The organism is Serratia sp. UGAL515B_01, assembly GCF_033095805.1.
In the GTDB taxonomy this organism is placed as follows: Bacteria; Pseudomonadota; Gammaproteobacteria; order Enterobacterales; family Enterobacteriaceae; genus Chania.
This window is the reverse complement of record NZ_CP109901.1, coordinates 1,557,826-1,582,305: the sequence shown is the minus strand read 5'-3', so window position 1 is coordinate 1,582,305 and position 24,480 is coordinate 1,557,826. Positions and strand designations below refer to the sequence as shown.

The 24,480-nt window shown below is 49.2% G+C and carries 21 protein-coding genes, 3 pseudogenes and 1 CRISPR repeat array; of the genes and pseudogenes, 17 read left to right on the top strand and 7 right to left on the bottom strand.

The features are described from left to right. Positions 1-534 carry a disulfide bond formation protein DsbB gene (gene dsbB / locus OK023_RS07295; RefSeq protein ID WP_317696376.1) on the top strand — a complete coding sequence of 178 codons (534 nt, stop codon included), beginning with the start codon at positions 1-3 and terminating at the stop codon, positions 532-534. 463 nt (positions 535-997) lie between these two features. Further along, the gene (locus OK023_RS07290; protein WP_317696374.1) at positions 998-1,261 is read left to right on the top strand and encodes a hypothetical protein; all 264 of its coding nucleotides are present in this window, start codon (positions 998-1,000) and stop codon (positions 1,259-1,261) included. A 229-nt stretch (positions 1,262-1,490) separates the two neighbouring features. On the opposite strand, the gene OK023_RS07285 is transcribed toward OK023_RS07290, so the two are convergent. Next, entirely contained in the window at positions 1,491-1,907 is a 417-nt protein-coding gene (locus OK023_RS07285) for a hypothetical protein (protein ID WP_317696372.1), read from the bottom strand. Between the two features lie 418 nt (positions 1,908-2,325). Between OK023_RS07285 and cas1f the strand changes: the two genes are divergently transcribed. From cas1f to OK023_RS07230, 11 genes and pseudogenes are all read left to right on the top strand, one after another. Beyond that, a complete protein-coding gene (gene cas1f, locus OK023_RS07280) occupies positions 2,326-3,306 on the top strand; it encodes a type I-F CRISPR-associated endonuclease Cas1f (protein ID WP_317696369.1) in 981 nt (326 codons plus the stop codon). Next, the gene (gene cas3f / locus OK023_RS07275; protein WP_317696367.1) at positions 3,303-6,548 is read left to right on the top strand and encodes a type I-F CRISPR-associated helicase Cas3f; all 3,246 of its coding nucleotides are present in this window, start codon (positions 3,303-3,305) and stop codon (positions 6,546-6,548) included. Before cas1f ends, cas3f begins: the two co-directional genes overlap by 4 nt. 25 nt (positions 6,549-6,573) lie before the next feature. Beyond that, positions 6,574-7,923, top strand: a complete 1,350-nt coding sequence (csy1, locus tag OK023_RS07270; RefSeq protein ID WP_317696365.1) for a type I-F CRISPR-associated protein Csy1 — start codon at positions 6,574-6,576, stop codon at positions 7,921-7,923. Further along, complete coding sequence (gene csy2, locus OK023_RS07265) at positions 7,920-8,843, top strand: type I-F CRISPR-associated protein Csy2 (protein WP_317696363.1); 924 nt, start codon at positions 7,920-7,922, stop codon at positions 8,841-8,843. Before csy1 ends, csy2 begins: the two co-directional genes overlap by 4 nt. 18 nt (positions 8,844-8,861) lie before the next feature. Next, a complete protein-coding gene (csy3, locus tag OK023_RS07260) occupies positions 8,862-9,866 on the top strand; it encodes a type I-F CRISPR-associated protein Csy3 (RefSeq protein WP_317696361.1) in 1,005 nt (334 codons plus the stop codon). A gap of 9 nt (positions 9,867-9,875) precedes the next feature. Further along, positions 9,876-10,430: a type I-F CRISPR-associated endoribonuclease Cas6/Csy4 gene (gene cas6f / locus OK023_RS07255; RefSeq protein ID WP_317696359.1), complete on the top strand. Its 555-nt coding sequence runs from the start codon at positions 9,876-9,878 to the stop codon at positions 10,428-10,430. Between the two features lie 129 nt (positions 10,431-10,559). After that, positions 10,560-11,478: direct repeats of the CRISPR family, unit length 28 nt; unit sequence GTTCACTGCCGTACAGGCAGCTTAGAAA. A gap of 239 nt (positions 11,479-11,717) precedes the next feature. Then, positions 11,718-12,165 (top strand): annotated as a pseudogene (locus OK023_RS07250) (STM2901 family protein). After that, the gene (locus OK023_RS07245; RefSeq protein ID WP_317696354.1) at positions 12,156-12,512 is read left to right on the top strand and encodes a DUF1493 family protein; all 357 of its coding nucleotides are present in this window, start codon (positions 12,156-12,158) and stop codon (positions 12,510-12,512) included. Before OK023_RS07250 ends, OK023_RS07245 begins: the two are co-directional and overlap by 10 nt. 143 nt (positions 12,513-12,655) lie before the next feature. Then, positions 12,656-12,814 (top strand): annotated as a pseudogene (locus OK023_RS07240) (STM2901 family protein); the annotation flags it as partial. Beyond that, the gene (locus OK023_RS07235; RefSeq protein ID WP_317696351.1) at positions 12,808-13,137 is read left to right on the top strand and encodes a DUF1493 family protein; all 330 of its coding nucleotides are present in this window, start codon (positions 12,808-12,810) and stop codon (positions 13,135-13,137) included. The pseudogene OK023_RS07240 and the gene OK023_RS07235, both read left to right, overlap by 7 nt. Before the next feature lie 125 nt (positions 13,138-13,262). Beyond that, positions 13,263-13,382: pseudogene (locus OK023_RS07230) on the top strand (integrase); the annotation flags it as partial. 444 nt (positions 13,383-13,826) lie between these two features. Here the strand turns inward: OK023_RS07230 and OK023_RS07225 are convergent. The 6 genes from OK023_RS07225 to OK023_RS07200 all read right to left on the bottom strand — a co-directional run bounded on the left by OK023_RS07225 (position 13,827) and on the right by OK023_RS07200 (position 16,799). After that, the gene (locus tag OK023_RS07225) at positions 13,827-14,684 is read right to left on the bottom strand and encodes a DUF4942 domain-containing protein (protein WP_317696349.1); all 858 of its coding nucleotides are present in this window, start codon (positions 14,682-14,684) and stop codon (positions 13,827-13,829) included. Positions 14,685-14,760: 76 nt separating this feature from the next. Then, a complete protein-coding gene (locus tag OK023_RS07220; protein WP_317696347.1) occupies positions 14,761-15,129 on the bottom strand; it encodes a type IV toxin-antitoxin system YeeU family antitoxin in 369 nt (122 codons plus the stop codon). An 85-nt stretch (positions 15,130-15,214) separates the two neighbouring features. Further along, entirely contained in the window at positions 15,215-15,550 is a 336-nt protein-coding gene (locus OK023_RS07215; protein ID WP_317696345.1) for a TA system toxin CbtA family protein, read from the bottom strand. Positions 15,551-15,562: 12 nt separating this feature from the next. Beyond that, positions 15,563-16,045 (bottom strand): hypothetical protein, encoded by a 483-nt coding sequence (locus tag OK023_RS07210; RefSeq protein WP_317696343.1) that lies wholly within the window; start codon positions 16,043-16,045, stop codon positions 15,563-15,565. Between the two features lie 59 nt (positions 16,046-16,104). Continuing rightward, a complete protein-coding gene (locus OK023_RS07205; RefSeq protein ID WP_317696341.1) occupies positions 16,105-16,422 on the bottom strand; it encodes a DUF5983 family protein in 318 nt (105 codons plus the stop codon). Then, on the bottom strand, positions 16,422-16,799 hold the full coding sequence (locus OK023_RS07200; RefSeq protein ID WP_317696339.1) for a hypothetical protein: 378 nt from the start codon (positions 16,797-16,799) through the stop codon (positions 16,422-16,424). Before OK023_RS07200 ends, OK023_RS07205 begins: the two co-directional genes overlap by 1 nt. A gap of 185 nt (positions 16,800-16,984) precedes the next feature. Here OK023_RS07200 and OK023_RS07195 point away from each other — a divergent pair. The 4 genes from OK023_RS07195 (at position 16,985) to OK023_RS07180 (ending at position 24,469) form a co-directional block, all read left to right on the top strand. After that, positions 16,985-18,150, top strand: a protein-coding gene (locus OK023_RS07195; RefSeq protein ID WP_317692555.1) for an IS3 family transposase whose coding sequence is annotated in 2 segments (ribosomal slippage) — positions 16,985-17,249 and positions 17,249-18,150 — 1,167 coding nt in all. Because the reading frame shifts where the segments join, the coding sequence is not laid out codon by codon here. Positions 18,151-18,576: 426 nt separating this feature from the next. Next, positions 18,577-19,812 (top strand): DNA (cytosine-5-)-methyltransferase, encoded by a 1,236-nt coding sequence (locus tag OK023_RS07190; protein ID WP_317696336.1) that lies wholly within the window; start codon positions 18,577-18,579, stop codon positions 19,810-19,812. Continuing rightward, a complete protein-coding gene (locus OK023_RS07185) occupies positions 19,809-22,367 on the top strand; it encodes a hypothetical protein (RefSeq protein WP_317696334.1) in 2,559 nt (852 codons plus the stop codon). Before OK023_RS07190 ends, OK023_RS07185 begins: the two co-directional genes overlap by 4 nt. 14 nt (positions 22,368-22,381) lie before the next feature. Next, the gene (locus tag OK023_RS07180) at positions 22,382-24,469 is read left to right on the top strand and encodes a hypothetical protein (protein WP_317696331.1); all 2,088 of its coding nucleotides are present in this window, start codon (positions 22,382-22,384) and stop codon (positions 24,467-24,469) included. Positions 24,470-24,480: the final 11 nt, after the last annotated feature.

Sequence of the window (24,480 nt, the reverse complement as noted above, 5' to 3'; positions counted from 1 at the left end):
ATGTTGCAATTCTTTAACCGCTGCTCGCAAGGGCGCGGTGCTTGGCTGTTGATGGGGCTGACTGCACTGATACTGGAGTTGGCTGCTCTCTACTTTCAGCATGTGATGCTGCTGCAGCCTTGCGTGATGTGTATCTACGAACGGGTCGCGCTGTTCGGGATCATGGGAGCGTCACTGATTGGTGCGCTGGCGCCGAAGACACCGTTGCGTTACGTGGCTATCCTGTTGTGGATATACAGTGCGTGGGAGGGTTTGCAATTGGCATGGAAACACACCATGATCCAATTGCATCCATCACCGTTTAACACCTGTGATTTTTTTGTCAGTTTCCCTTCCTGGCTACCACTTGATAAATGGCTACCCGAGGTTTTCCTGGCATCAGGAGACTGTTCTGTCCGCCAATGGCAGTTTTTGTCTTTGGAAATGCCACAGTGGTTAGTTGGGATATTTGCTGTCTATCTATTAATCGGCGTCATAGTATTGGTCAGCCAATTTGTACGTCAACGCAGGCGTGACCTCTTCGGTCGTTTTTGATAGCCATAAAAACGGTGCCTCAAGGCACCGTTTTTATTAAATAACGTATAACTTCAATAATTCACTTACATCAGGTGTGTGTATAAAAGTAAACGAGTGCAATAAGTACTCCAGCGACAATAAACAGGCGTGTCATTTTCATTATTTATTTCTCATTGCAAAACAAAAGAGCCGAAAATACCAATAATTTGCTTAAGATGAAGCTTAATGAACCTATTTGAAACGTAATTTACAAAACCTTAAGTTAACTTTCCAGCACTTTCAATTTTTCGATTGATGTTCAAAGACTTACTAAGGTTGATCGCTAACCGGACAGCAGCTTAGATAGATAACAAACTTTTAATTTACAAAGTGATACTCGCTGCTGGTATACCACGTCTAAAGCCAAAACCACTAACATCGAAGAAAACCCAACGCTTAAGCAGTTAGAAAATAAATACACTGGCGGGGAGGTTTAATTTAAATGAGAAAAAGAATAAGTGAAAAAGAATATAAAGAACTCGACGATGCAACCGAAAAGCAGGCGCTCGATTCTGTGCTTTGTTATTCCGCCCATAAAAAACGCCCGTTGACTCCAGTTTTAAAGATAGGGAAAAATATTCCTTTAGGCTTTAATCCATCTTTTGAAAGAGGCCTCCAGCAGCTGGGAATGTTGAAGAACACCTATATCCCGTGCTCCCGCCCTGGGAGCTTGTATCGCGCATCACTGCGCTCAATGGTCGGCTAACCTGCATCACCTCCACCTGTGGCACTATTACGCACAGCTGTTTAAGGCGAGATACAACTGTCAGTGAGTAATGTCGGTTTCTTTACGCTTAATTCGCCATTTCCCCCACCCATTACAACCCCCGTTGAAAATCTCTATTGTTATGTTTTCTCCGAGCAGAAAAAAACCTCGCCAAAGCGAGGTCTGGACGGAACGTTCGGTTCATCATGCCAAATATGTGACCTTTTAATCATCCACCAATCTTGCCTAGATGAAATCCGCTAACCTTGGCAATATTGACTCTCAGAATCGAACCAGGGTTGGTTGTCCATCCGCCATCGCCGCGCAAGTAAGCCGGATTTTGCAGGTGAAGGAAATTGAGCGGTGCCAAGTGCCCTTCTGTTGGCTGATAATCTGCGGCTAACGAGTCAAAAAACGATGCCATGGTATTTTTAATGCTCTCGTCAACGTTGACGTTTCTTAATTTCTGAGCCGAATCTTTTGCATAAATCTCTCCAGAGACAAGATTGCCAGAAATCAACTGTCCTTCGACTATCAAAGTAACCCCAACCCCCACCCCCAAATTCGCACATTTCACGAGATAAACCAATGAATTATCTCTTATTGTATGAGCCAAAACTTCTTGAAGTTTTTCTTCATTTTCCATGATTTTTCTCCGATTTTTAGACACAGTTAGCTTGGCACTTAACGACCAACTTCGCCAGTTTGTTTGGTCGCTTAACTCACAACTCGAAAAGTTTAATCGTGTTCCTCAGTTTGCCCGTATCGAGGGAAATGACTAGCCTGACTTTTACCCAAGGTTAACCAACAACCTGTACCATCAAGTAAACATCTCTATAGCAATTTGCATATTGCGGAGTTTATTGCATTATTTAACCAGACAGTCCGTTATCATCATAGTGACGAGGCCTTTAGGGGGCAAGTAGCTATTAACCCATACATAAAAGCGATCGCCGTATCCCCCCCATGATCTACGTCAGTTTCTTTTTTATTTGATGATATATTTTTGATTATGATCATTATTCCATGCTGTTCGTTGGTAAAAATAGGGATGTTATCATTTCATGCATAGCCAATTTTCCCCTTCTGATTTAAAGACCATCCTGCATTCAAAACGCGCCAATATTTATTACTTACAATACTGTCGGGTATTGGTGAACGGTGGGCGAGTTGAATACGTTACGGATGAAGGCAAGCAATCTCTATACTGGAATATCCCCATTGCCAATACCTCCGTGGTAATGCTGGGGACCGGCACCTCAATCACTCAGGCGGCAATGCGCGAATTTGCTAAAGCCGGTGTATTGATCGGGTTTTGCGGCGGTGGCGGTACGCCGCTTTACGCCGGTAATGAAGTCGAAACCGCTGTTTCCTGGCTAAGTTCGCAAAGTGAATATCGCCCCACCGAATATCTGCAACACTGGGTCAGCTTTTGGTTTGATGATCGGCAACGGCTTGCGGCAGCGATAGCTTTCCAACGTGTGCGCATTCGACAAATTCAACATCATTGGTTAAGCACGCGGATGCAACGTGAAAACGGCTTCGAACCTGATAAAAACCGTTTAGAGCAGTTGCTTTCAAGTTATGAAAATAACCTCTCCAACTGCCGCAACGGCACCGCCTTATTGGCACAGGAAGCGGTCATGACCAAGGCGCTGTATAAACTTGCGGCAGACACGGTGAACTACGGCGATTTCACGCGTGCCAAGCGCGGTGGCGGTATCGATATGGCAAACCGCTTTCTCGACCACGGCAACTATCTGGCCTATGGATTAGCTGCGGTGGCAACATGGGTGATTGGGTTACCACACGGTTTGGCGGTGTTACACGGTAAAACCCGCCGGGGTGGTTTGGTGTTTGACGCAGCCGATCTGATTAAAGATGCTCTAGTGTTACCACAAGCTTTTATCGCCGCTATGGCGGGCGAGGAGGAACAAGAGTTTCGCCAACGCTGTATCAGCGGTTTCCAACGGGCAGATGCATTGGATGTCATGATTGAAGCGCTGCAAAATACCGCCCTGCAACTGAGCCAGGTAGCCCGATGAATATCTTGCTGATCGCACAATGCAACAAACTGGCTCTGACCGAAACGCGCCGCATCCTAGATCAATTTGCCGAACGCCGAGGTGACCGCACCTGGCAGACCGCAATCACCCTGGAAGGCCTGAATACGCTGAGAAAACTGCTACGTAAGACCGCACGACGCAATACCGCAGTGGCCTGCCACTGGATCAAAGGCGCCAATCAAACCGAGCTCATGTGGATTGTGGGTAACCTGCGTCGTTTCAACGCCCAAGGTGCAGTGCCGACCAATGTGACGGAAAGAGATATTCTGAAAAGCCAGAGCGAAAACCAATGGCACAGCGTGGAAACGATCGGCTTATTGGCATCTATCGCCGGACTGTTTCACGACTTCGGTAAAGCCAACTTATTGTTCCAAAGTGGTTTACGCGGTCAGGGGAAAAACTTTCAACCGTATCGCCACGAATGGATTTCCCTACGTTTGTTCGTAGCTTGGGTGAAGGACAAAAGTGACCAAGAATGGTTAACTGAACTTGGCCGTATTGACGAACAGCATGAGGAACTCATGTTGAGCAATCTGCTGAAAGATTCGCTCGCCCCCTTTGAAAATCCTTTTATTCGCTTACCGCCGTTGGCCAAAACCGTAGCGTGGCTGATCGTTTCCCACCATCGTTTGCCTGCTTACCCTGCCGATGGGCTGCATAAACCTGATTTATCACAGATTGACTGCTGGTTGACGCAGCAACTGACCGCCGATTGGAATGCCACCAACCATCTTGATGCCGGTTGGACAGCGGAAGAACACCACAACGTCTGGGCGTTCCCACATGGCACCCCAATGCGCAGTGCCACGTGGCAGGCGAAAGCGCAAAAACTTGCCAACCGGGCACTTCAGCAGACTTCGCTAACCCATTTCGGCATGATCGACCAACGTTTTACCAGCCACTTGGCTCGCCTGGTGCTAATGCTGGCGGACCACTTTTACTCTTCGCTACCGGCCACAGAAGGTTGGCAGGATACCAACTATGGTGCTTATGCCAATACCGACCGTAGAACCAAACAATGCAAACAGAAGTTGGACGAGCACAATATCGGCGTGGGGCAGAATGCTTTATTGCTGGGCCGCAGTTTGCCACATATCCGCAGCACTTTACCGGCGATCACCCGTCACAAAAGCTTTAAACGCCGCAGCGAACAGCCGAAGTTCCGCTGGCAGGATCGGGCTTTTGATCTCACTGCGGCCATACGTGAACGTGCTCAGCAACAGGGCTTTTTCGGCATCAACATGGCTTCCACTGGCTGCGGCAAGACGTTTGCCAATGCACGCATCATGTATGCTTTGGCGGATGAAAAACTCGGCTGCCGATTCTCGGTGGCGCTAGGATTGCGCACCTTAACCTTGCAAACTGGTGATGCCCTGCGGGAAAAACTGGGTTTGCAGGAAGATGATTTAGCCGTTCTGATCGGTTCTATGGCGGTGAGTCAACTTCATGCCATCAAGCATGAGAAAGCGTTGCCGCGGGGCACCGGCAGCGCCTCTGCAGATGAGTTATTTGCTGAACATCAATACGTACGTTACGACGGTAGCCTGGATGATGGCCGTTTAAGCCGTTGGCTGAGCAATGCACCAAAACTGCATAAACTGTTAAGTGCGCCAGTGCTAGTGAGCACCATCGACCACCTGATTGGTGCCACGGAAGGCGTTCGCGGTGGCAAGCAAATCGCGCCGATGCTTCGTTTGCTGACCTCTGATTTGGTGCTGGACGAACCCGATGATTTTGATATTGCAGATTTGCCCGCCCTATGCCGTTTGGTGAATTGGGCCGGGGTATTAGGCTCACGCGTACTGCTCTCTTCCGCCACCTTGCCGCCAGCACTGATCCAGGCATTGTTCAATGCTTACCGTGCCGGCCGTGCTGATTATCAGCAAGCCTGCGGCCAGCCGGATCTCCCAGTTAGTATTTGCTGTGCCTGGTTTGATGAGCATGACTCTGTGCAGGAGGATATTCAGGCTACGGCTAGCTTTAAACAGGCGCACGAGCGTTTTGTTGCTCGCCGGGTTAAACAATTGCAAAGTACCAACGTGCTGCGGCGAGCACAGTTGATCCCAGTTAACACGCCGAGTCAGCGTGAAAGTGATGCACTAAACAGCATTGCGGGCACATTGTTGAGTTCGATGCAGCAATTGCATACGGCGCATCATCAGCGTCACGAGTCGGGCAAAACGGTGTCGCTGGGGGTGATCCGAATGGCGAATATCGACCCACTGGTAGCAGTAGCCCAACGTTTATTGCAAACGCCTGCACCACAAGGCTGGCGGATCCATTATTGCGTTTATCACAGCCAGCATCCGCTTGCGATGCGGTCGCATATCGAACAGCGACTGGACGCAACCCTAACACGTTATCACCCGCAGGCGCTGTGGCAGATCCCAGAAATTAATGCGGCGCTCGATTATCCTGAACAACATCATCTGTTTGTGGTGCTGGCGACATCCGTAGCAGAGGTTGGGCGCGATCACGATTACGACTGGGCGATTGCTGAACCCAGCTCCATGCGTTCACTGATCCAGTTGGCAGGGCGTATTCAGCGCCATCGTCAGCAGCGTTGTGAAACCCCCAACTTACACATTCTGCAAAAAAACGTTAAGGCGCTACAAGGCCACGAGTTGGCGTATTGCAAGCCGGGGTTTGAATCTAAGAAATATCCCCTCAACAGCCACGATCTTAGCGAAATATTGCTGCCTGAACAGTATCTGGAAATCAACGCCATTCCACGAGCACAAGAGCGATCTCCCCTGCTGGCGAAAGATAACTTTGTTGACCTGGAACACGCCAGCTTACGCAGGAAATTACAGGGTAAAAAAGACGAACGGGATTATTACGCCGCCCTGTGGTGGCGAACGCAGGCGACCTGGTGTGCTGAGCAACAGCGACTTACGCCGTTCAGAAACTCTGCGCCTGATGAACAGCATTATCTGTGGCTGGAAGAGGAGAACGACGAGCCAAGATTCCAGTTCCCGGACACGGTGCCGGGGCAGTGGAAGCAAAGCGCTGGCTTTAGCGCGATTGAACTTGAACTGGCTACGGGAAACTGTTGCTGGATGGCGATGGACTATCAGCAGGTTTACCAAAAGCTGGCGGATGAACTGAATATGGAACTGAGCGAGGTCAGCCAGAAATTTGGGGAGATTTGTATGCGTAACAAAGAGGAAGGAATTTGGTGTTACCACCCATTGCTAGGGGTGTTTGGCGCACTCGAATAACACAGACAAGGGAACAAGGAGGCATATGGAGTACAATGAATTCAGTCGGATTATCGTCAGCTACATCGAAAGCCGCAGGCAACCCAAGCTTGAGGCTTTCGATAAAGAGGCGGAAAAAAAGCTGGCAGGGCTCACCGACAGTGACCAGTTTGCCGTCACTCAACAGGACATCGCACAACAGCGGCGAGAGTTGGAACAACGTTATGAGGTGTGCAACTGGCTGACCGATGCTGCCAGCCGCGCTGGGCAAATCAACCTGGTCACCCATGCGTTGAAATTTACCCACAGCGATGCCAAAGGCAGCAGCATTTTTCTACCTGCGGCACCGCAAGATCTGGCCTATCTCTCTACCACCACGCTGCGTAATCCGGCGATTGACGCGGTGGGTAACGCGGCGGCGCTGGATGTGGCAAAGTTGTTGCAAATGGAATACGAAGGCGAAACGTTGATTGCCTATCTTAACCGGGGTGATTATTCTCCATTAGCAGCTTTAGCCGAGTCTGAACAGCAGTTGCAACAGTGGGTCAACGGTTTCAAACAGGTACTGACAGACAAACAACCCAGTTCCCATAAGCTCGCTAAACAACTCTATTTCCCTGTTGGTAGCGGCGAATATCATCTGCTAAGCCCCCTATTCTCCTCTTCATTAGCTCATGCCTTACATCAGCGCATCACGGATACTCGTTTCAGCGACGCTGCAAAAGAGATCTATAGCGCCTTTAAAGCTCATGAATGGCATTCGGCACCGCGAGTAAGTTACCCAAATACCGCAGTACAGAATATTGGCGGCACCAAACCGCAAAATATTTCTTACTTGAACAGCGTCCGTGGTGGCCGCACCTGGCTGCTCTCCTGTGCTCCGCCAAGTTGGAAAGTTATCCCTAAACCCCCTACTCAGCATAAATCGATTTTTCATGATTATAGCGATTTCAGTCAGATGGCTCGCTCCACAATTTGGCAACTGCGTGAGTATTTGCTGAGCGTTAAGCAGCTCGACAGCACCAAAGCGATCCGCGACCGTCGCCTGGCGTTTACCGATGAAATTATCGATACCTTGTTTAACTATGTGGCAACGGTGCAAAACTTAGACGTGCAGGCCTGCTGGAGCGCAGAAGAAGGCTGCAAGCTCAAGCGTTCACAGCCACTCTGGCTGGATGCTGGCAGGGTGGAAAATGATGAGAATTTCAAATTTGAGCGTGAAGGCGGCGATTGGCAAAAAGAGATCGCACGGGATTTTGGCGAGTGGCTTAACCGTCGCTTACAGCATGAGGAACTCAAATTTGGTGAAGTAGAACGCAGAGAATGGTCGACGGCGAAGCTGTTTAAGCAACGTTTGCGCGAGTTCGAGCAAGATCTGAAGGAGGGGCTGGTATGAGCTACCTGATTGTTTTACGCCACGTTCGGGTTGAGAACGCCAATGCGCTGGCTGGGCTAACCTACGGTTTCCCGGCCATCACCCATTTTCTTGGTTTTACCCATGCACTTTCACGCAAACTACAGCCAACTCACGGTTTGACGCTGGAAAACTGTGGCGTTGTTTGCCATCAGCAACAGCTTCATGCCCATTCATCCGGATGGGATCGTGTTTTCTCCCTCACCCGTAATCCGCTGACCAAAGAGGCCAAAACCGCCGCCTTTAATGAAGAAGGCCGGATGCACATGACGGTTTCGTTATTAATCGAGTGCAGCGGTGTGATTGCCAACGGGCGCGAAGGCGCGCAGGCCTTGGCTGAGTATTTAGAACCCTTATGCCTGCGCCAGCGCTTGGCGGGTGGAACTATTGTGAACATCGGTGACGTCAGCGTGATGGCTTACCCTGATGAGCCCAAGATATTGCGCCGCCTGATGCGCCGTTTGCTACCGGGTTTTGCCTTACTGGATCGTTCCAATCTGCTGCAAGCGCATTTCGAAACGTTAAAGCAGCGCGATCCGCAGGTAGAGATGATCGACGCCTGGCTGGATTTCGCAGCGCTAAAAATGCAGGCCACGGCAGAAGATCCAACCGAGTGGCATTATGTAGCAAAACCAGGAACGGGTTTTTTGGTGCCGCTACAAACCGGCTATCAGGCTATTTCACCGCTGTTTGCCCCTGGGGAAGTGGCCAATGCACGCGATCCGACAACACCTTTCCGCTTTGCAGAAGCGGTCTACGGCATTGGCGAATGGCGCAGTCCACACCGCATCAAGGATCTGCAAGAGCTGCTATGGCGTCATCACTACCAGAACGATACCTATATCTGCCGCACCCTGTCATCGGTAGCGGTGGAATATGACGAATATAACGATGAAGAGTAACTTTAAAGGAATGAAATAATGGCTAAAGCAACGATTAAAACCGCTTCCGTACTCGCATTCGAACGTAAATTAGCAAACTCCGATGCCATGATGTATGCAGGTAATTGGGAGCAAAAGGATGAATGGCAACCGATAGTGATCCAGGAAAAAGCGGTGCGTGGCACTATCTCTAACCGTTTAAAAAACGCGATTGCTAGCGATCCCGCTAAATTAGATACCGAAATCCAGAAGGCCAACCTGCAGCGGGTCGACGTTGCCGCACTGCCTTTTGATTGCGATACGCTGAAGCTCAGTTTTACGCTACGCGTTTTGGGCAATCTGGCGGAGCCTTCCGTGTGCAACGATCAGGAATATCAGGCCGAATTGGCCAATGTGATTAATGACTACATTGCGGAGCAGGGTTTTGGTGCATTGGCTGCCCGCTATGCAGAAAATCTGGCGAATGGCCGCTTTTTGTGGCGCAACCGGGTGGGGGCCGATGCGATCAAGGTTTGCGTGAAAAGTAAAACCCAGCAGTGGGAGTTCAGCGGTGAAGAGTACAGCCTACGTGCGTTCAGCAAGCCACAAGGGGCTTTGGCGCAGTTGACACAGGAAATAGAGCAGGGTTTGGCGGGAGACGGTTTTGCGTTTTTCACCATCGAGGCTTTTGTGCGTTTGGGCAATGGGCAAGAGGTGTTCCCTTCTCAGGAACTGGTGCTTGACAGCAACAGCAAGAAAAGCAAGGTGCTTTATCAGGTAGATGGTGTTGCGGCGCTGCACTCGCAAAAAGTAGGGAATGCTTTGCGCACCGTAGATACTTGGTATCCAGAGGCCTCTGAACTGGGGCTAGGGCCGATTGCGGTTGAACCTTATGGTTCCGTTACCAGCCGTGGCAAGGCTTACCGCCAGCCTAAGCAAAAAATGGATTTTTATACACTACTGGATAACTGGGTCACCAAAGGCGATAAACCCACGGTTGAGCAACAGCACTATGTAATGGCGATTTTAATCCGTGGCGGCGTCTTTGGCGAAAAAGGCGAATAAGGGGATTGTATGGATCACTATATTGAAATCCGTATTCTCCCCGATCCTGAATTCAGCACCACCACGTTGATGGAGGCGCTGTTTGCCAAGTTGCATCGTGCCTTGGGCCAAGTAGCTGGAGGCCAGATCGGGGTCAGTTTCCCTGCTGCGGGTAAAACCTTGGGGGATAAGTTGCGCTTGCATGGTTCTCTGGATGCACTCCGCGCCTTAGACACGCAACCGTGGCTAAAAGGGTTACGTGATAATACAGAGCACAGCGGTATTTTACCGGTGCCAAAGAGAGTGCAATATCGCACCGTGCGACGTGTGCAACTGAAAAGTAACGCAGAACGGTTGCGTCGCCGTTCGGTGAATAAAGGGTGGCTAACTGAAGAAGAAGCACGTATGCGTATTCCAGACACGGCAGAAAAACGCTCTTCGCTGCCTTTTATACGCATGAGAAGCTTATCCAGCGAGCAAACGTTTCTGTTATTCATTGAGCAGGGACAGATTGGTGAACACGCAACCGAAGGTATGTTTAACGCTTATGGCTTAAGTGCTACAGCGACCATCCCGTGGTTTTAACCCTAATTTTACGACCTAACCTAACTTATTGATTTAATAGGTTAGGATTAGCCGCCTGTAAAAAAGGGTTTTTTAATGGATTTACCCGTTGTTATTTGACTAACAGTAGGTTAGAACCTATACACAACAGTTCACTGCCGTACAGGCAGCTTAGAAAATCAGCATCATTCTCCAAACGCTCTAATTCCGCGTTCACTGCCGTACAGGCAGCTTAGAAATCCGCTTCTTCATCTTCTCTCTTCGCCACTTCGTTCACTGCCGTACAGGCAGCTTAGAAACACAGCGCTGGCACCAGTTGTACCGCGTGTGCGTTCACTGCCGTACAGGCAGCTTAGAAATGGCGCGTCGTGATTGGCCGTGTGTTGTTGGGGTTCACTGCCGTACAGGCAGCTTAGAAATGGGGCCAGGCTGATGCCTTAAGAAAGCATATGTTCACTGCCGTACAGGCAGCTTAGAAATTGTGGCTCGCCGTTTCCCCGCCTTTGGGATCGTTCACTGCCGTACAGGCAGCTTAGAAAACGTAGTTCAGCAAGAAAGATGTGATCAGGTTGTTCACTGCCGTACAGGCAGCTTAGAAAACCAGAAATAGCATTGATGATTAATGCAGGCTGTTCACTGCCGTACAGGCAGCTTAGAAAGTATTACTTGCTGAATCGGACGACAGAAAACGGTTCACTGCCGTACAGGCAGCTTAGAAACAACAGATTACATCGCAGAAGTTGGTGAAGACGTTCACTGCCGTACAGGCAGCTTAGAAAACTACAGGCATAGCTCATATCGGAAACTACCAGTTCACTGCCGTACAGGCAGCTTAGAAAATCTGAGCAGTTATTTCTTGCGCAGGAAAAATGTTCACTGCCGTACAGGCAGCTTAGAAACATGAGCCAACGGGAATGTTCCGGCTTCAACTGTTCACTGCCGTACAGGCAGCTTAGAAAAAATGTCAGCCCGTAACCCTTGCTTTCAGCAAGTTCACTGCCGTACAGGCAGCTTAGAAAGCCCACCCGAGGCAAATTTGCCGTTCACTGCCGTACAGGTAGCTTAGAAATTCTGGACATGCGACGCCAAACTCTATGCGTCGTTCACTGCCGTACTCACCGGATCGTTAGGAAATAATCACTGGCTGCAATCCCCACTAAAAATGTTCTCCAACCCTAAACGAACATCACCGCCGAAACGAGGGTGCATTATTAACTATGAGGCTGTCTATCTGGCTTCAAGCGTGGCCATTGAAACCTTGGCGATAGTCGACTACGTTATGTTGAGACTCATTTACGAAGAAACTTTATGGATACGGTTGAAGAGTTAGGTGGAACCTATTTTTATAAAGGCATGGCAAACCTTACGCCTGATGAGTTATTTTTCTGGGTCTTCCTTGAAGAAACACAAAAACAACTTGATGTTGATGACCTTTCGACCCTTGCGTTCATCATTTTGGGACAACCAACACAAAGCACAAGGGGTAAACCCAAAAGAGTGACACCAGGCACTTCAATTTTAAGCGAGCAGTTACGCCGAAAATTAAACTTTAAGGTCAGACGTTTGCCGACTCTTACCACAGAAAGTATTCGTAGATTAAAATTTAGTTATGTTAATAACTTAGGGGGCTTTTATTGGTCGTTGGATACCTATCTTAGGGATTTTAATTCTCGCAAATGATGTGGTAAGCATTGCATGGAATGCAACGAATACCTACAACCGGATCGCACGGGGTAAAGATAGACTATGGGAATAATATCGGCAAACGTTGAACAATCGGTTTTAGATTGGTACAACGAAAAATGGAATGCGCCCATTTTATTTTCCAAAAATAAGCCTGTTATATCTCTAGAAACTAGTCTATCGACAGGAAAATACCCTTGGACTCGTGAAGCAGGGGATGAAACAATGAAGGATTATTTCGATAAATTCTCCGTCAACGCCGATAACTTTAATTTTTTGCGATATTGGCCTTACGAAAAAGGGATAATTCCGAATTTTTTACGGCCAAAATCTATGCGCATAACAAAGCAAGAGCCGGAACCTTTAACGATACGGATGCTAGTTGAATCCGCCAAAGCTGGCCGTTGGCTGTACGATTGACCAGAACCGGCGATACTGAAAGCGCCGGGTATCTTCCTTAGCAATCCAAGAAGAACACCAACGATGATCCAAACGTGTAACGTCGATACTGCTCGATTATGCCAACAAAGCGGATACCCTTCCGATGTTCGCCTATACACCACACCGCACGGCGGGTGATGGTGCGCGATATAGCCACTTTCGCTGGTCGCACGATCCCCTTACTTGGCATTATCATTATTGCTGCTGACGTATCAGAAATCACTTATCGCACAATTCGTGACTACAACATGATTGCCAAGGGAAACGATAAGCTATGGTAGATGATGAGATTGAACAACAAATTTATGAACTTGTACGACCTTACGCTGGCACCTATATGTTCAGTAAAAAACAGGTAGCCTTAACACCTGATACTGACTTGGACACTGATTTAAGTATTGATGAGTTCGAAGTAGAAGACCTGATGAATGATTTTTTTGCAAACTTCAATGTGGACAACGGCAATTTCAATATAAAAACCTATTATCCCAATGAGCCTTTTTCGTGGAATCCTTTCAAAAAAGTCACGCCTATACCCGTTCCAAATTTTACTATAGGGATGCTCATCGAATCCGCCAAGGCTGGCCGTTGGCTGTACGATTGAACCTAACCTGCACTACTGAAAAGCCGGATATCGCCACCCCAGGCACAAGCATATTATCGTTATATCTTCGCCGTACGGCGTGAAGCAATTCAAGGAATCAGCGCGAGACCGTTATATAACCGATGATTTCAGATTTGGAAGGTTAATTGCAAGATAAGCAGAGAATATCAGGGCATAAAAACAGTTCACAAACGGCAAGATATGACCGCAAAACCGAGATTGTACCGGTAGTTGGCGGGCAATAATTTTGATTAAATATTACTCTATCGTGAAATGATGTTAGGAAAAGAGATTTAGGACACAAAAAAACCGCTTCTAGGAGCGGTTTTAAAATTGTGTTACTTACTGATTTTATTATACTTTTTGAATGGTGCCGGGGCGGGACTTGAAATACATACTCATTTCATTGTAATTAAAGGAGTATTTTTCAGGCCAGATCACTATGTATCCTCATTTATATACTCAGGCCAAATAGCTTCTCGTAAGCTACTTAACTCGTAATTCAACAGTGATTGTGAAGCGCTGTGGTAGTAGCTCTTTCGTAAGAACAAAGCAAAAACAACAGCCTTTAACACTAAAATGCTACCTTCGTTTGCCTTCAATGAACAGTGAAATCTCTATCAATACTACCTTCTTTAGACCGATCAATGATCGATATTCCCTCAATACCTACCCCCGTAAAGCTAGGTTTAGATTTCAGATGGCAACATTCCCGGATAATGTTTGGCAATGATATCATTCATCTTGTCCATCAACGCCGGTTTCTTAAATGTCAGATGCGCTGACCCCTTCATAAAGTATTTTATCGAGAAATACTCATCTTCATAAACCTCCGCCCTCTGCCGATGAGCGCTGATATGATCATACAACCGAGCGGTGACATCCCTCCGATTATCCGGTATCGCTTTGCCCTCCAACAGGAACAACATCCTCTCCAGATCTGTCAGTTGGTCACGTCGATAGCTGTGGTTCAACGTAAATCCCCATTGGTTGTAACTAACCAGACCGTTGACGATAATTTTTTTGCCAAATTTACAAGGGTGATTCGATTTGTAATCCCAGGAAAGCGATTTGAAAACGTTGATCACTCCCCGTTCAAACACCTCGCCCTTATCCCGGTGTAACCGCTCAAAGGTACTGAGAATGTTGGCTTCGCTAATAGCTGGTACGTCTTTGCTCTCCAGGTTTCTGTACCACTGGTCACGCGCTTTGGCGTCCATGATCGACAGCATCCCTGATTTTTTCATCAGATCTTGCCATATGTCGCGATCAAGATTGCGGGTGATCACGGGCATGGCCGTTTCTGCTTTTTCCATCAGCCAGCAGCCACAGCGGAAATCTTGTTTCATTGCCCAGTCTCTTGCTACTCCACCGCCAATACTGTTGGTGATGGCCGAGATATCTTCAAGCTGGTGAATCAGAGCTTTAATCTGCATCAGAGCGGCGTTACGTCCGGTGACGATACGTTCAATGCTGGTAGAGCAAATCACTTCGGTATGACCGGTTAAAACTTCAGGTTCAATGACAGTATTCAATGTGGTTGGCATCGCTGATTTCCTTAGAAAAAAATGCCCGCGTCATCACAGGCAGGGTTAAAGGTTGGGGAGTGTCAGTGTTTACGGCTTATGCCGGGTTGGGCGGTGTTGTCTGATAAACAGCGATGTAGACATGGCCAAAGCTACCTAGCGTATCGGCATCACAGGTAAAACCAGCATGCTTGATGGTGACGCAATGCTGACGGCGTTGGTCGAGTTCACCAGACCGCAGACAGGCTTCCAACTGTTCAATCAGCACCGGGAAAGCGGCATCCAGCCTTTTAAGAGCATCAGGGGAGAACGTACCGACAAAACCGGCACGGTCGGCCAGAAAATGCAGGTGATTACCCTGCTGTACCAACCGGGCTCCCAAGCGTGGCGTGATAGCAGATTGCAGGCCCCAGACAGGTGACGGAGTGCTGTCATTGCTGGCGGCATTGGATTGGGTTTCCTTCATCGTCAAAATTCCTTGAACTTGAAAAAGTAAAACGCCAACGATGAGGCTGGCGTGTTGTTGGATTAGTGAGGTAAGTGAAAGGCTGTCAGGTTAGGCGTCTAATGACAGGGCTGCGCAAGCCCAGCGCACTGCGGGCACGTAACATATCGCCACCGTTCAAGGTGGGATCTTGTGCCATCAGACTGAAACCGGGGCGATCAATGCGTACCAGGTCAAATTTATCCACCAGTTCATTGATGGTTTCCCTTACCGTGACGCCATGCTCAATCTGTTGGGCAATGGCCTGTTCGTCGTAATACGGCGTATCGTTGAGTTCCAATCTATAACAGTGCTTCAGCAACCAGACAAGTAATAGCTGGTATTCAGTTCGAGCTTGGTTGGCGCTGGGCGTGATGCGGGGTATTTTATCGAGGGTTTTCATGCGGGCAGTTCCTTAAGAAAGTGGGGAAACCGGGAGTCGGCAGTGGTGAGTCAGCCAATGTGCCACCTTTCGCCACTGCTTCAGGGGGACGTCAGATTCAATCGTCCAGGTAGTGGGGCTATAGGTATTCGCCAGTAACAGCACAGCCATGACCAACCAGTGATAGGGATAACCCCGTGTATCGCAGCGGATCAGCGCATGCGGTGTCTGACGCCGGTAGAGAATGAGCGGATCGCCTGCCAAGTGGGTAAAGCACTCACCGTTAAAGAAGGTCATGCCTAATCTCAGCAGATTATCGTCAAATTGGTACAGGCAGTTGCCAGTTTGTTCACAGATTACCGGCGTGGTGTCTAAATCCAGCGTATCGAGTTGCCAATGCAGCTTCAGATAAGCGGTGGTTATCGCCTGGCATAAGGCTTGCCAGTCCTGCGATGTCACGTTGCTATGTTGCAGAAAATGGAATATGCCAGGCACGGGTGATGCGCTCGTGTTCATGAGGTAATCCTTGTAAATAGAGAGATAGTGTGAAGGCGGAACGTTGGGTGTGGGACGTACTACCAGTCGAACGTGGTAAAGTCGGGTAAGACCTCACCCAAGGCGTCTATATGTAGGTAGCTCAGTTGATGGCGTTTCATCAGCGTGGTGACCAGACGGCGGCAGGTTTTGGACAGCCCCAGCCGTTTGAGTTGCAACACCGGGTGGGTCCACGCCCCCAGTCGTAGCAGGTAGCCGGTGCCGGTAAAATGCAGCCATTCCCCGTCGCTGAACTCATCCTGACAGTGGGAGATCCGATACAGCACCGAATTATCCTCTTCACTGATATAGGCCGAACTGCATTGCAGACCAAAACGCAAAAGTGGTGTTGTGACCATTATTGGCTCCCTTCTTTTATTACCCCCCGTTGCGGATAACGGCGTTGATGATGCGCCAATACTTTCTCACGCCATTCTGGGCTGATGACCGGAGCCATCGCCAAGTAGCGCCTTGGACAACGGTAATAACAAGGCTGTACCGACTCATCCATCGCCTTATAGCCCCAACTCCCGCCTGAGCCCTGCATCAGGGTGCAGTGAATGACCGTTTGGGCGACTTTTGCCGGATCTTTCGGTGTGCTTTGGACAATCGACCACAGGATATTACCCCGCAGAGCATGCGCCAGCGTCACGTGTTGATAGTTTTCGGTGTCTTCAGTTTTAATCAGTGCCGCGATCAGCTCACGGCGAGAGTGGTGTGAAAATAGCCAGCCCATAAGCGTATTCCTTGAGCGTGAAAATGAGTGGGGATATCGGGAACGTTACGATTAGCCAGGCAACCAGCCGCGTTCGGTGAAGGAGACGATATCCAGACCACCGACAATCAGATTGTAGTGGATCAGTAATACCGGACACCTCAATAGCCTGTTAATTTAATGACAGCCAATTGAGGTAATTGATAATGACTCAACCTAAACAGACCAAACGCCGTTTTTCTCCTGAATTCAAACTGGAAGCTATTGAGCAGGTCGTTAAGTATCAGCGGTCAACCATCGAGGTTGCACGCGCTCTGGAGTTGGACCCCAGCCAATTGCGTAAATGGATACGCCAGCACAAAGAAGAAGTCAGCGGGGTGACGCCGGACAATCCTGCACTGACACCAGAGCAACGTGAAATCCAGTCGCTCAGAGCGCAGATTAAACGGCTAGAAATGGAAAAAGAAATACTAAAGCAGGCAGCCGTGTTGATGAGCGAGCTCCCCATCAAATCTTTGCGTTAATCACACGGCTGAAAACAAAATGGTCGGTGGTCGAATTGTGCCGCCTGCTCAAAGTAACGCGCAGTGTTTACTATGCCTCGCTGAATTCGCGGGTTGATGTAAAACGTCTGCAACTGCGTGCTCAGGTGCGGAAATTGCATCAACAGAGCCGGGGAGCAGCCGGCAGCAGAACACTGAGTCTGCTGATGCGTCAGTCGGGTTATAACGTGGGGCGCTGGCTGGCCCGCAGGCTGATGCAGGAATGTGGTCTGGCGAGTCGCCAACCCGGCAAGCCTCGTTACCGTGGTGAACGGGAGACGTCACTGGCATCGCCAGACTTACTGAAAAGGCAGTTTAAGCCGTCGGAGCCCAATCGTGTGTGGAGTGGAGATATCAGCTATATCAAAGTCAATGGTGGCTGGTGCTACCTGGCACTGGTGATTGACCTTTACTCCCGTCGGATAGTGGGCAGTGCCATATCGTCATCCCCGGATGCCGAGCTGGTGTGTCGAGCCCTGCGTAATGCACTGGAGACGCGACCAAAGGAAAAGAGGCTGCTGTTTCATTCGGATCAGGGAGGGCAGTACAGGAGTAAGAAATACAGGCAGTTACTGTGGAGGAACGGAGTGATGCAGAGTATGAGCCGCAGGGGTAACTGCCTGGATAACTCACCAATGGAAAGAGTGTTCCGAAGCCTGAAAAGTGAATGGCTGCCTGTCGGGGGTTATATGGATATCCATCATGCGGTACGAGATATCGGTGAATGGATACAAAGTTATTACAACACGGTACGCCCCCATCGGCACAATGGTGGATTACCGCCCTGTGAATACGAAGAGCAGTGGAAAAAGGCTACGAAGGTGTCCTGATTTTGTGATCCACTACAAACGGCCTCCTGTAAACCAGATGCAGGTCTCATAAACCTGTCAATACGAGTTCACCGGAAGCACACCGATCTCCCGGGTAGTCATCCACTTTGCATACAACACGAGGATCTGGTTATCTTCGATTACATTGAAGTGTTCTATAACTGGTCTCGGCGGAGCCAGTCCGGAGGGCTTTGAACAGGCCTCGTCGTGAGGACACGATATGTCTACGGTTGTGAGGTCTGTCAACATTTGCTTAAGGAGAAAATTATCTTTTTTTTCAGTCATTTCCTATACTTTGCTTCATAATCAGTACATTTATCCATATAGATGTTATCTTCATGATTTTATAAACTATCTAATTAAGAATACCCCTTTCAGGAAATTGAACGATGTCTCGTTTCAGTAATGTTATTTTATGGTCAGCTCATGAGCACTAAAACCACCACAAGTGACAATCATTTAACGGAACCTCACGAGGCAGGATTTTGTTTCTATGAGTTTTTCGCGGGTGGCGGTATGGCCAGGGTCGGGCTGGGAAAACAGTGGCAATGCCTGTTTGCCAACGACATGGACCCGATAAAAGTATCGACCTATATCGACAACTGGGGAGATGAACATTTCGACACACGCGATGTACGCGAAATTGCCCCCAGTGATCTGCCGCACCATGCTGATTTAAGCTGGGCATCGTTCCCCTGTCAGGATTTATCGCTGGCCGGTAATGGCCTGGGGATCGGCGAAAAAGATTCCAGTGTAGATAAAACCACGCGTTCCGGCGCGGTATGGCCGTTCCTCGATTTAATAAGCAGGCTCGGCGAGGAAAACCGTAAGCCGCCGATTCTTGTTCTTGAAAATGTTCTTGGGTTGCTGACATTGGATCAAGGGAGCCATTTCGCCGCGATATGCCATCAGTTAAGTAAAACAGGTTACCGCTATGGCGCAATAATCATTGATGCAAAGCACTTTCTTCCACAATCTAGGCCCCGCGTATTTCTTGTGGCGATTAGTCGTCATGTTTCCATTCCTGCATGTTTAGTTTCAGAAGAACCATTGTCGCAATGGCATTCGTCGTCACTTCTTCGCGCCTGCGATGCGCTGGCGGAAGATGCCCGTAATGACTGGATCTGGTGGTCGCCAGGCAATATGCCAGACGCCAGAACGAAGGAGCTGGACGACTTAATCGATTTTGAAGACGAAAACGCGTTATGGCATTCTGCCGATGAAACACGACGTCTCATCAGTATGATGGCACCGGCGAACCTAGCGCGTCTGGCGAACGCGCAGGCATCCGGCGAGACAATAACAGGCAGCCTTTATTTACGTATGCGTAAGGAAAAAGGCATCAACAGGCAACGGACCGAAATTACGTTCTCCGCAGTTCTTGGTTGTCTGAGAACACCGAAAGGTGGCGCTTCTCGTCCTCGCATTATCGTCGTCAAGGGCAACCAGGTGAAAACGCGTTTGTTGTCGGTCAAAGAAGCGGCGGCGTTAATGGGGTTGCCGGATGATTTTATCCTCCCAACAGCGTATCAATCAGCATTTAAAGTGATTGGCGACGGACTTGCAGTTCCTTCCGTTCGTTTTCTGGCCGAACGTATTCTGGAGCCACTTGCGATGATCGCCCAAAACAATACCCACAGGACGGGGGATATACGCGAATGAACTGGACGTTGCTTGTTACGCCCGACTACTGGGAAAATAAACTGATTGATTATTTTCTCCGATTCAGTGCCAACGGCGACGCGCAGGATATTCGCTGGTTTGAAGTTACGCCGGTGACGCTCGCTGAGGCATTCGCCGACAGCAGCGTTAGCGGGGATGAAGTTGAAGAGGCATTTCGAACCTACATGTCGAAAATACCGGACCTGCTGCAGCGCCTTGAAGGCGGGATGATGGAAAAGTCGACTCGTCGATCGCCTGGATATTTTACGTATCTGGTCATGACGTTGCTTATTAGCAGTCAATTCGACGTACAGGAAGAACGCAATGACTTTCGACTGAAACTACAGAGCTGGTTGCAGACCACGCATAGTTTTCAGAACTTATCCGGCGTCAACAAGATGTGGGAGGCATTAGCCGAATGGCTTAAACAACGCATCCACGAAGGCGAACCCTACAGGCGTCTTATCTTGCCGCCGCGGGATGGTTGGGTCCAGATCGGTCACACACTGCGATTGGCATTCCCGAATAAAGCCGATCTACGCCTGATGAGTGAATGTCTTGAAAGCTATCCACAAGCCGCCGCGAACCCACGCCAGTTAATTGAATACTTTCAAATCGTTATTCAGAGACACGGCGTTTCTCATCCGCTGAAGGAGGCTTTTGCCGAATTCAGAGACGCGTGGTTGTTGGGACGTCGCGCGCTGTTCGATATGCCTTTTTGGCGCTTGCGCCAACGAGCGATCCAGATATCGTCATGTGTAACACCACATCAGACCATCATTGATATGTACGTCGATTTCGATGGCTCGCGATGCTATTTCAGCGTCGCTGGCGAGAGCGACGAAAGCGTCTTTCATCCTACATTATCTGAAGCCCTTAGAGCCAGCGACGCAGGGAGCAGCGAAAATCTGGGGAAGGCGATGCAGATCGGCTTACTCTTTTTTTATGAGATCGGACACGGACGCTGGAGAACTAAGCCATCACCCAATGTAGACTCGCAACGGTTTCATATCGCTTTATCCAGTAAACACTCTGTACAGATGAGCAAGCGCCTTAACGAATATATCGCAGAGGACGAGTGGATTTTAACGGCGCAACCGATGAACACGGTTTCAGCGGTCGATATATTCCGCTCAGTAAGATCCTCTTCGGGTATTCAGGATGATGACGTTACGCGCCCTCAACTATACGGCGGAATACGCGTCCCCGGAGGATGGCTGGGATTACCGGCATTTTTGCCTTCTGTTGAGTCAGATACGCGACGCTACAAAATATATTCATTCGGGAATGATGAAGCTGGAACCAATATTTCTGTAATAGATGGTCGGCTGAATTCTTCTGTGCCGCTTAACGGTGAATTTTTCATCGAGCCAGCCCTCGAGGCAGGTGAAAAAATGCCGCCGTGGCGGCGTCGCGCGCGTTTTTTCACCCACGCCATACCGCACCCAACTTTAGGCGAAAGCGCAAGATACCAGTTTGAGCCGCTTTGCGATTGGTTGACGCCTTCACTAAAGGCACCGACGTTTAATTTCGAAGGACTGTTTGAGTGGGAAGATAGTGAAGCGTGTTGCGATCATCTTCTTGAAGCGATTTACGCGAGTGGTGCTAGCGGCTGGGAAGAGGCCGAGTTAATCGAGCTTCTCAGGCGTATGACCGGCGATATCAACGTATGGCATTTGATTCGTTGTTTACATCATGCGGGTCTAATCGAGCCACGCCTGCGCCCTGGGTGGAAAGGTCGGGCATGGACGCTGATTAAACCGTCATTACTTCATATTCGCTATGGAGAAAATTCTCTGGTCGTTGTGGAAGGCTCGGTCTGCGCCTGTCTGATGGATGATTTTCGAAAAGTGGTCGCCGGGCTGGGTGGAGAAAGTTTCCGTCGTCGCGGCGTAAGCATCTGGTCGCCACCTGTATTTGGGGCCTTACTCGCCAACCCTGTTGCATTATCCCTGCGACTAGGATGGCCACTTATCGAAGCCCCATCGTCATCTGATACAACGCCGCTTGCACTAACCACGACAGAACACGCCGCTGAATTACACGAGTCAAAGGCAGTCTGGAATTGGTATTCAGGAAGATTTCAGCAACATGATACCCTAGATAAAAAATCTGCGTCGCTGTCACTTCATATTCATCCAGGTGGTCGAGATCATGATATCTATCGGGTCGTTTCTGGGCGAAAAACGACGCATTATCTTTCCCGAACTGCCGCTATTATCGCCGCTAGCACGAAAATCCGTACCCCCATATTTGAACTCGTCGCCAACAATCATTTGTTATGTCTTATCACTGATTGCGGCCTACCTGACGCGCTGGCCGCGGGAATACGGCGCCACACGCTCAGAAACGGAGGACCAACGGATTCTGGTTATGTTTATCCTGTCAATGACGCCTCTTTCCTCTGGCTGAAATCGCTGCTTCCGGGGTGTATTTCTTCCCTCGTGCCGGACGGTGAGAGGGATGTAAGCAATCTGGTTTCCTCCGCTCGCCATTCCGGCGGGAAAATACGTCTGGCATGGCGAGACGGGCAACTCATGCTGGGTCCGAGATAATAAGGAAAATAATAATGAGCGAAATCCCCTGGTATCTTGGTCAATATGACCGCAGAAATTATCAGTCCTACCTTAAAGCCGTCGCGCAGGAAACCCCGAATGGCTGGCGTACGATCGATTCTAAGAAGTTATTTCCTCGAACGGGAGAAGTTGAATTTAACGATGCTGACGAATTACGGCTTCGTAAAGGCGAATGGGCCGCTTTTCAGGTGGGTCCTGGCCCCCGCAGAAAGGTGCAGGCGAAACGCTCCCGTCGTATTTATCCCTATTACGATTTATCTTTCGGGCAGTCTCTATTGGAAGCACGTCGCCTATTGAGTTTCGAGGGCATAACGGTAGGCGGCGAACCAGGGCTATGGGCTATCCGCTTCGGGTCGGATGCGCTTATTCTGGTTAATCTGGCAGAATCGAAATCTGGGAGCCTTATCCTGTCCAGAAACCAGAACGTTTACGAATATGATTTCAACGAAAACGGCGTAATTATCGTATCCGACATGTCTGAGAGTGGAAAAGCGTTTTATATGCCTGATGTCGGTGCCTCGCCTGCTCAGATCCATGACTGGACGCCAGATAAGCAGTACATTGAAAACGTCATTCAGCGTCTTTCCTGCGCTAACTCAACAACAATGGTCGCTGAATGGCTTCGGAAATATGCCGACGAACAAACCGGAAAATTAACCTCCGGCATCAACGACATGCTGACCGCCGCTCAAACACTCCGGGCAGGAGAGTTGGCGAAGACATTGGAGGAGGAGGATTCTCTAGCCCGTCAGTTCGCTGAAGCGGCATTGAAGGACCATAATATCGCCGACCTGCTCGAACGACAGATACAAAATATCGCGGAAGAAGAGCGAGTAGCATTACGCGCCGAACACCATAAGGTGCTCGATAACGAGTTTTCTGCTGAACGCCAACGACGTCGTGAAGCTGTTGAAACGGAAATAGCCGCTTTTGAGAAAACAAGGAAAAACGAGTTCGAAGAGGAGATCGCGCAATTACGGCAGCTCGAACAAGAAAAATTACACATTGATTTTACAGAAAAGCAAGCAGACATAGAACGAACACTTAAACAGGAAAAAGCGGATCTTGAAAGTGAAATTAGTCGTCTGAAAGACGCTAACTCTGATTTATGCGCTCAGAACGAAAGCCAGCGTCAAATACTGGCTTCCCTGACCTGCGAGCGTGAAGTGTGTTTGGCATCTTTAACAGATGTCGAAGAACGTACCGCCCAAGCACAAATTGAACTCGAAAAAATAAATATCGCCATTGCTGAGAAGACTCGTCGTATGACTTATTCAGCGCTCCCCGAAGTTCGTCTCCCGGCGCAAGCGAGAGTTGTATCCTGCGAAGAATTCGGTCATATCGTCAGAGAGAACAAGTTGCTGACGCCTGACGGAAAGATACTCATGACGCAATTTCTGGCGTTGATGTTGGCAGGAGAATGTCCATTGTTATTTGGCCCTGAAACGCCGGACTTCCTAGCTATTGCCGAATCGCTAATTTCCTCGGGCCGCTCCATCCGACAGATCGCCGATCCAACGATGATTTCCTGCGAAGATCTTTGGGTTCGTGCAGGAAATCATATGGCGACGCCGCTTTATCAGGGGTTATTGTTGAGCGAGGCCTCTTGTCCCCGAACGATTCTCGCCATCATTGAACGTGTCGAATGTTCCGCTGCACGTTTCTGGCTGCCAGCGCTGAAAGGCCGATTACACGGCGGCGACTTGCCCAGACGATTTCTGATTTGCGGCACCATTGAAAACGAAGATTGTGAAGAAGCGGAGAAAATGAAGGAACAACATCTTCGCCTGCGGATGGAAAACGTCGTCATTCAGAATGCGATTGCGCTGTCCCCTTTGCATCTTTCCTCAGAAAATCATAGTGAACTGGATCCTGGCGTAGCATCGCAAGGTTCGCTACCGGATCAACTCGCTATCTCGGATAAAATGTCAGCCGGACGTTTGGATCTGGCAAATACCCTACGGGCGAAGCGAACGGCACATGAAGTCGCGCCGTTCGACGCTGAAAACAAAGCGACACATCAGAAGCGGTTAATCGACTTATACGCCGATTTACAGAATAACGAGCTATGCGCCCAATAGATTATAGGAGA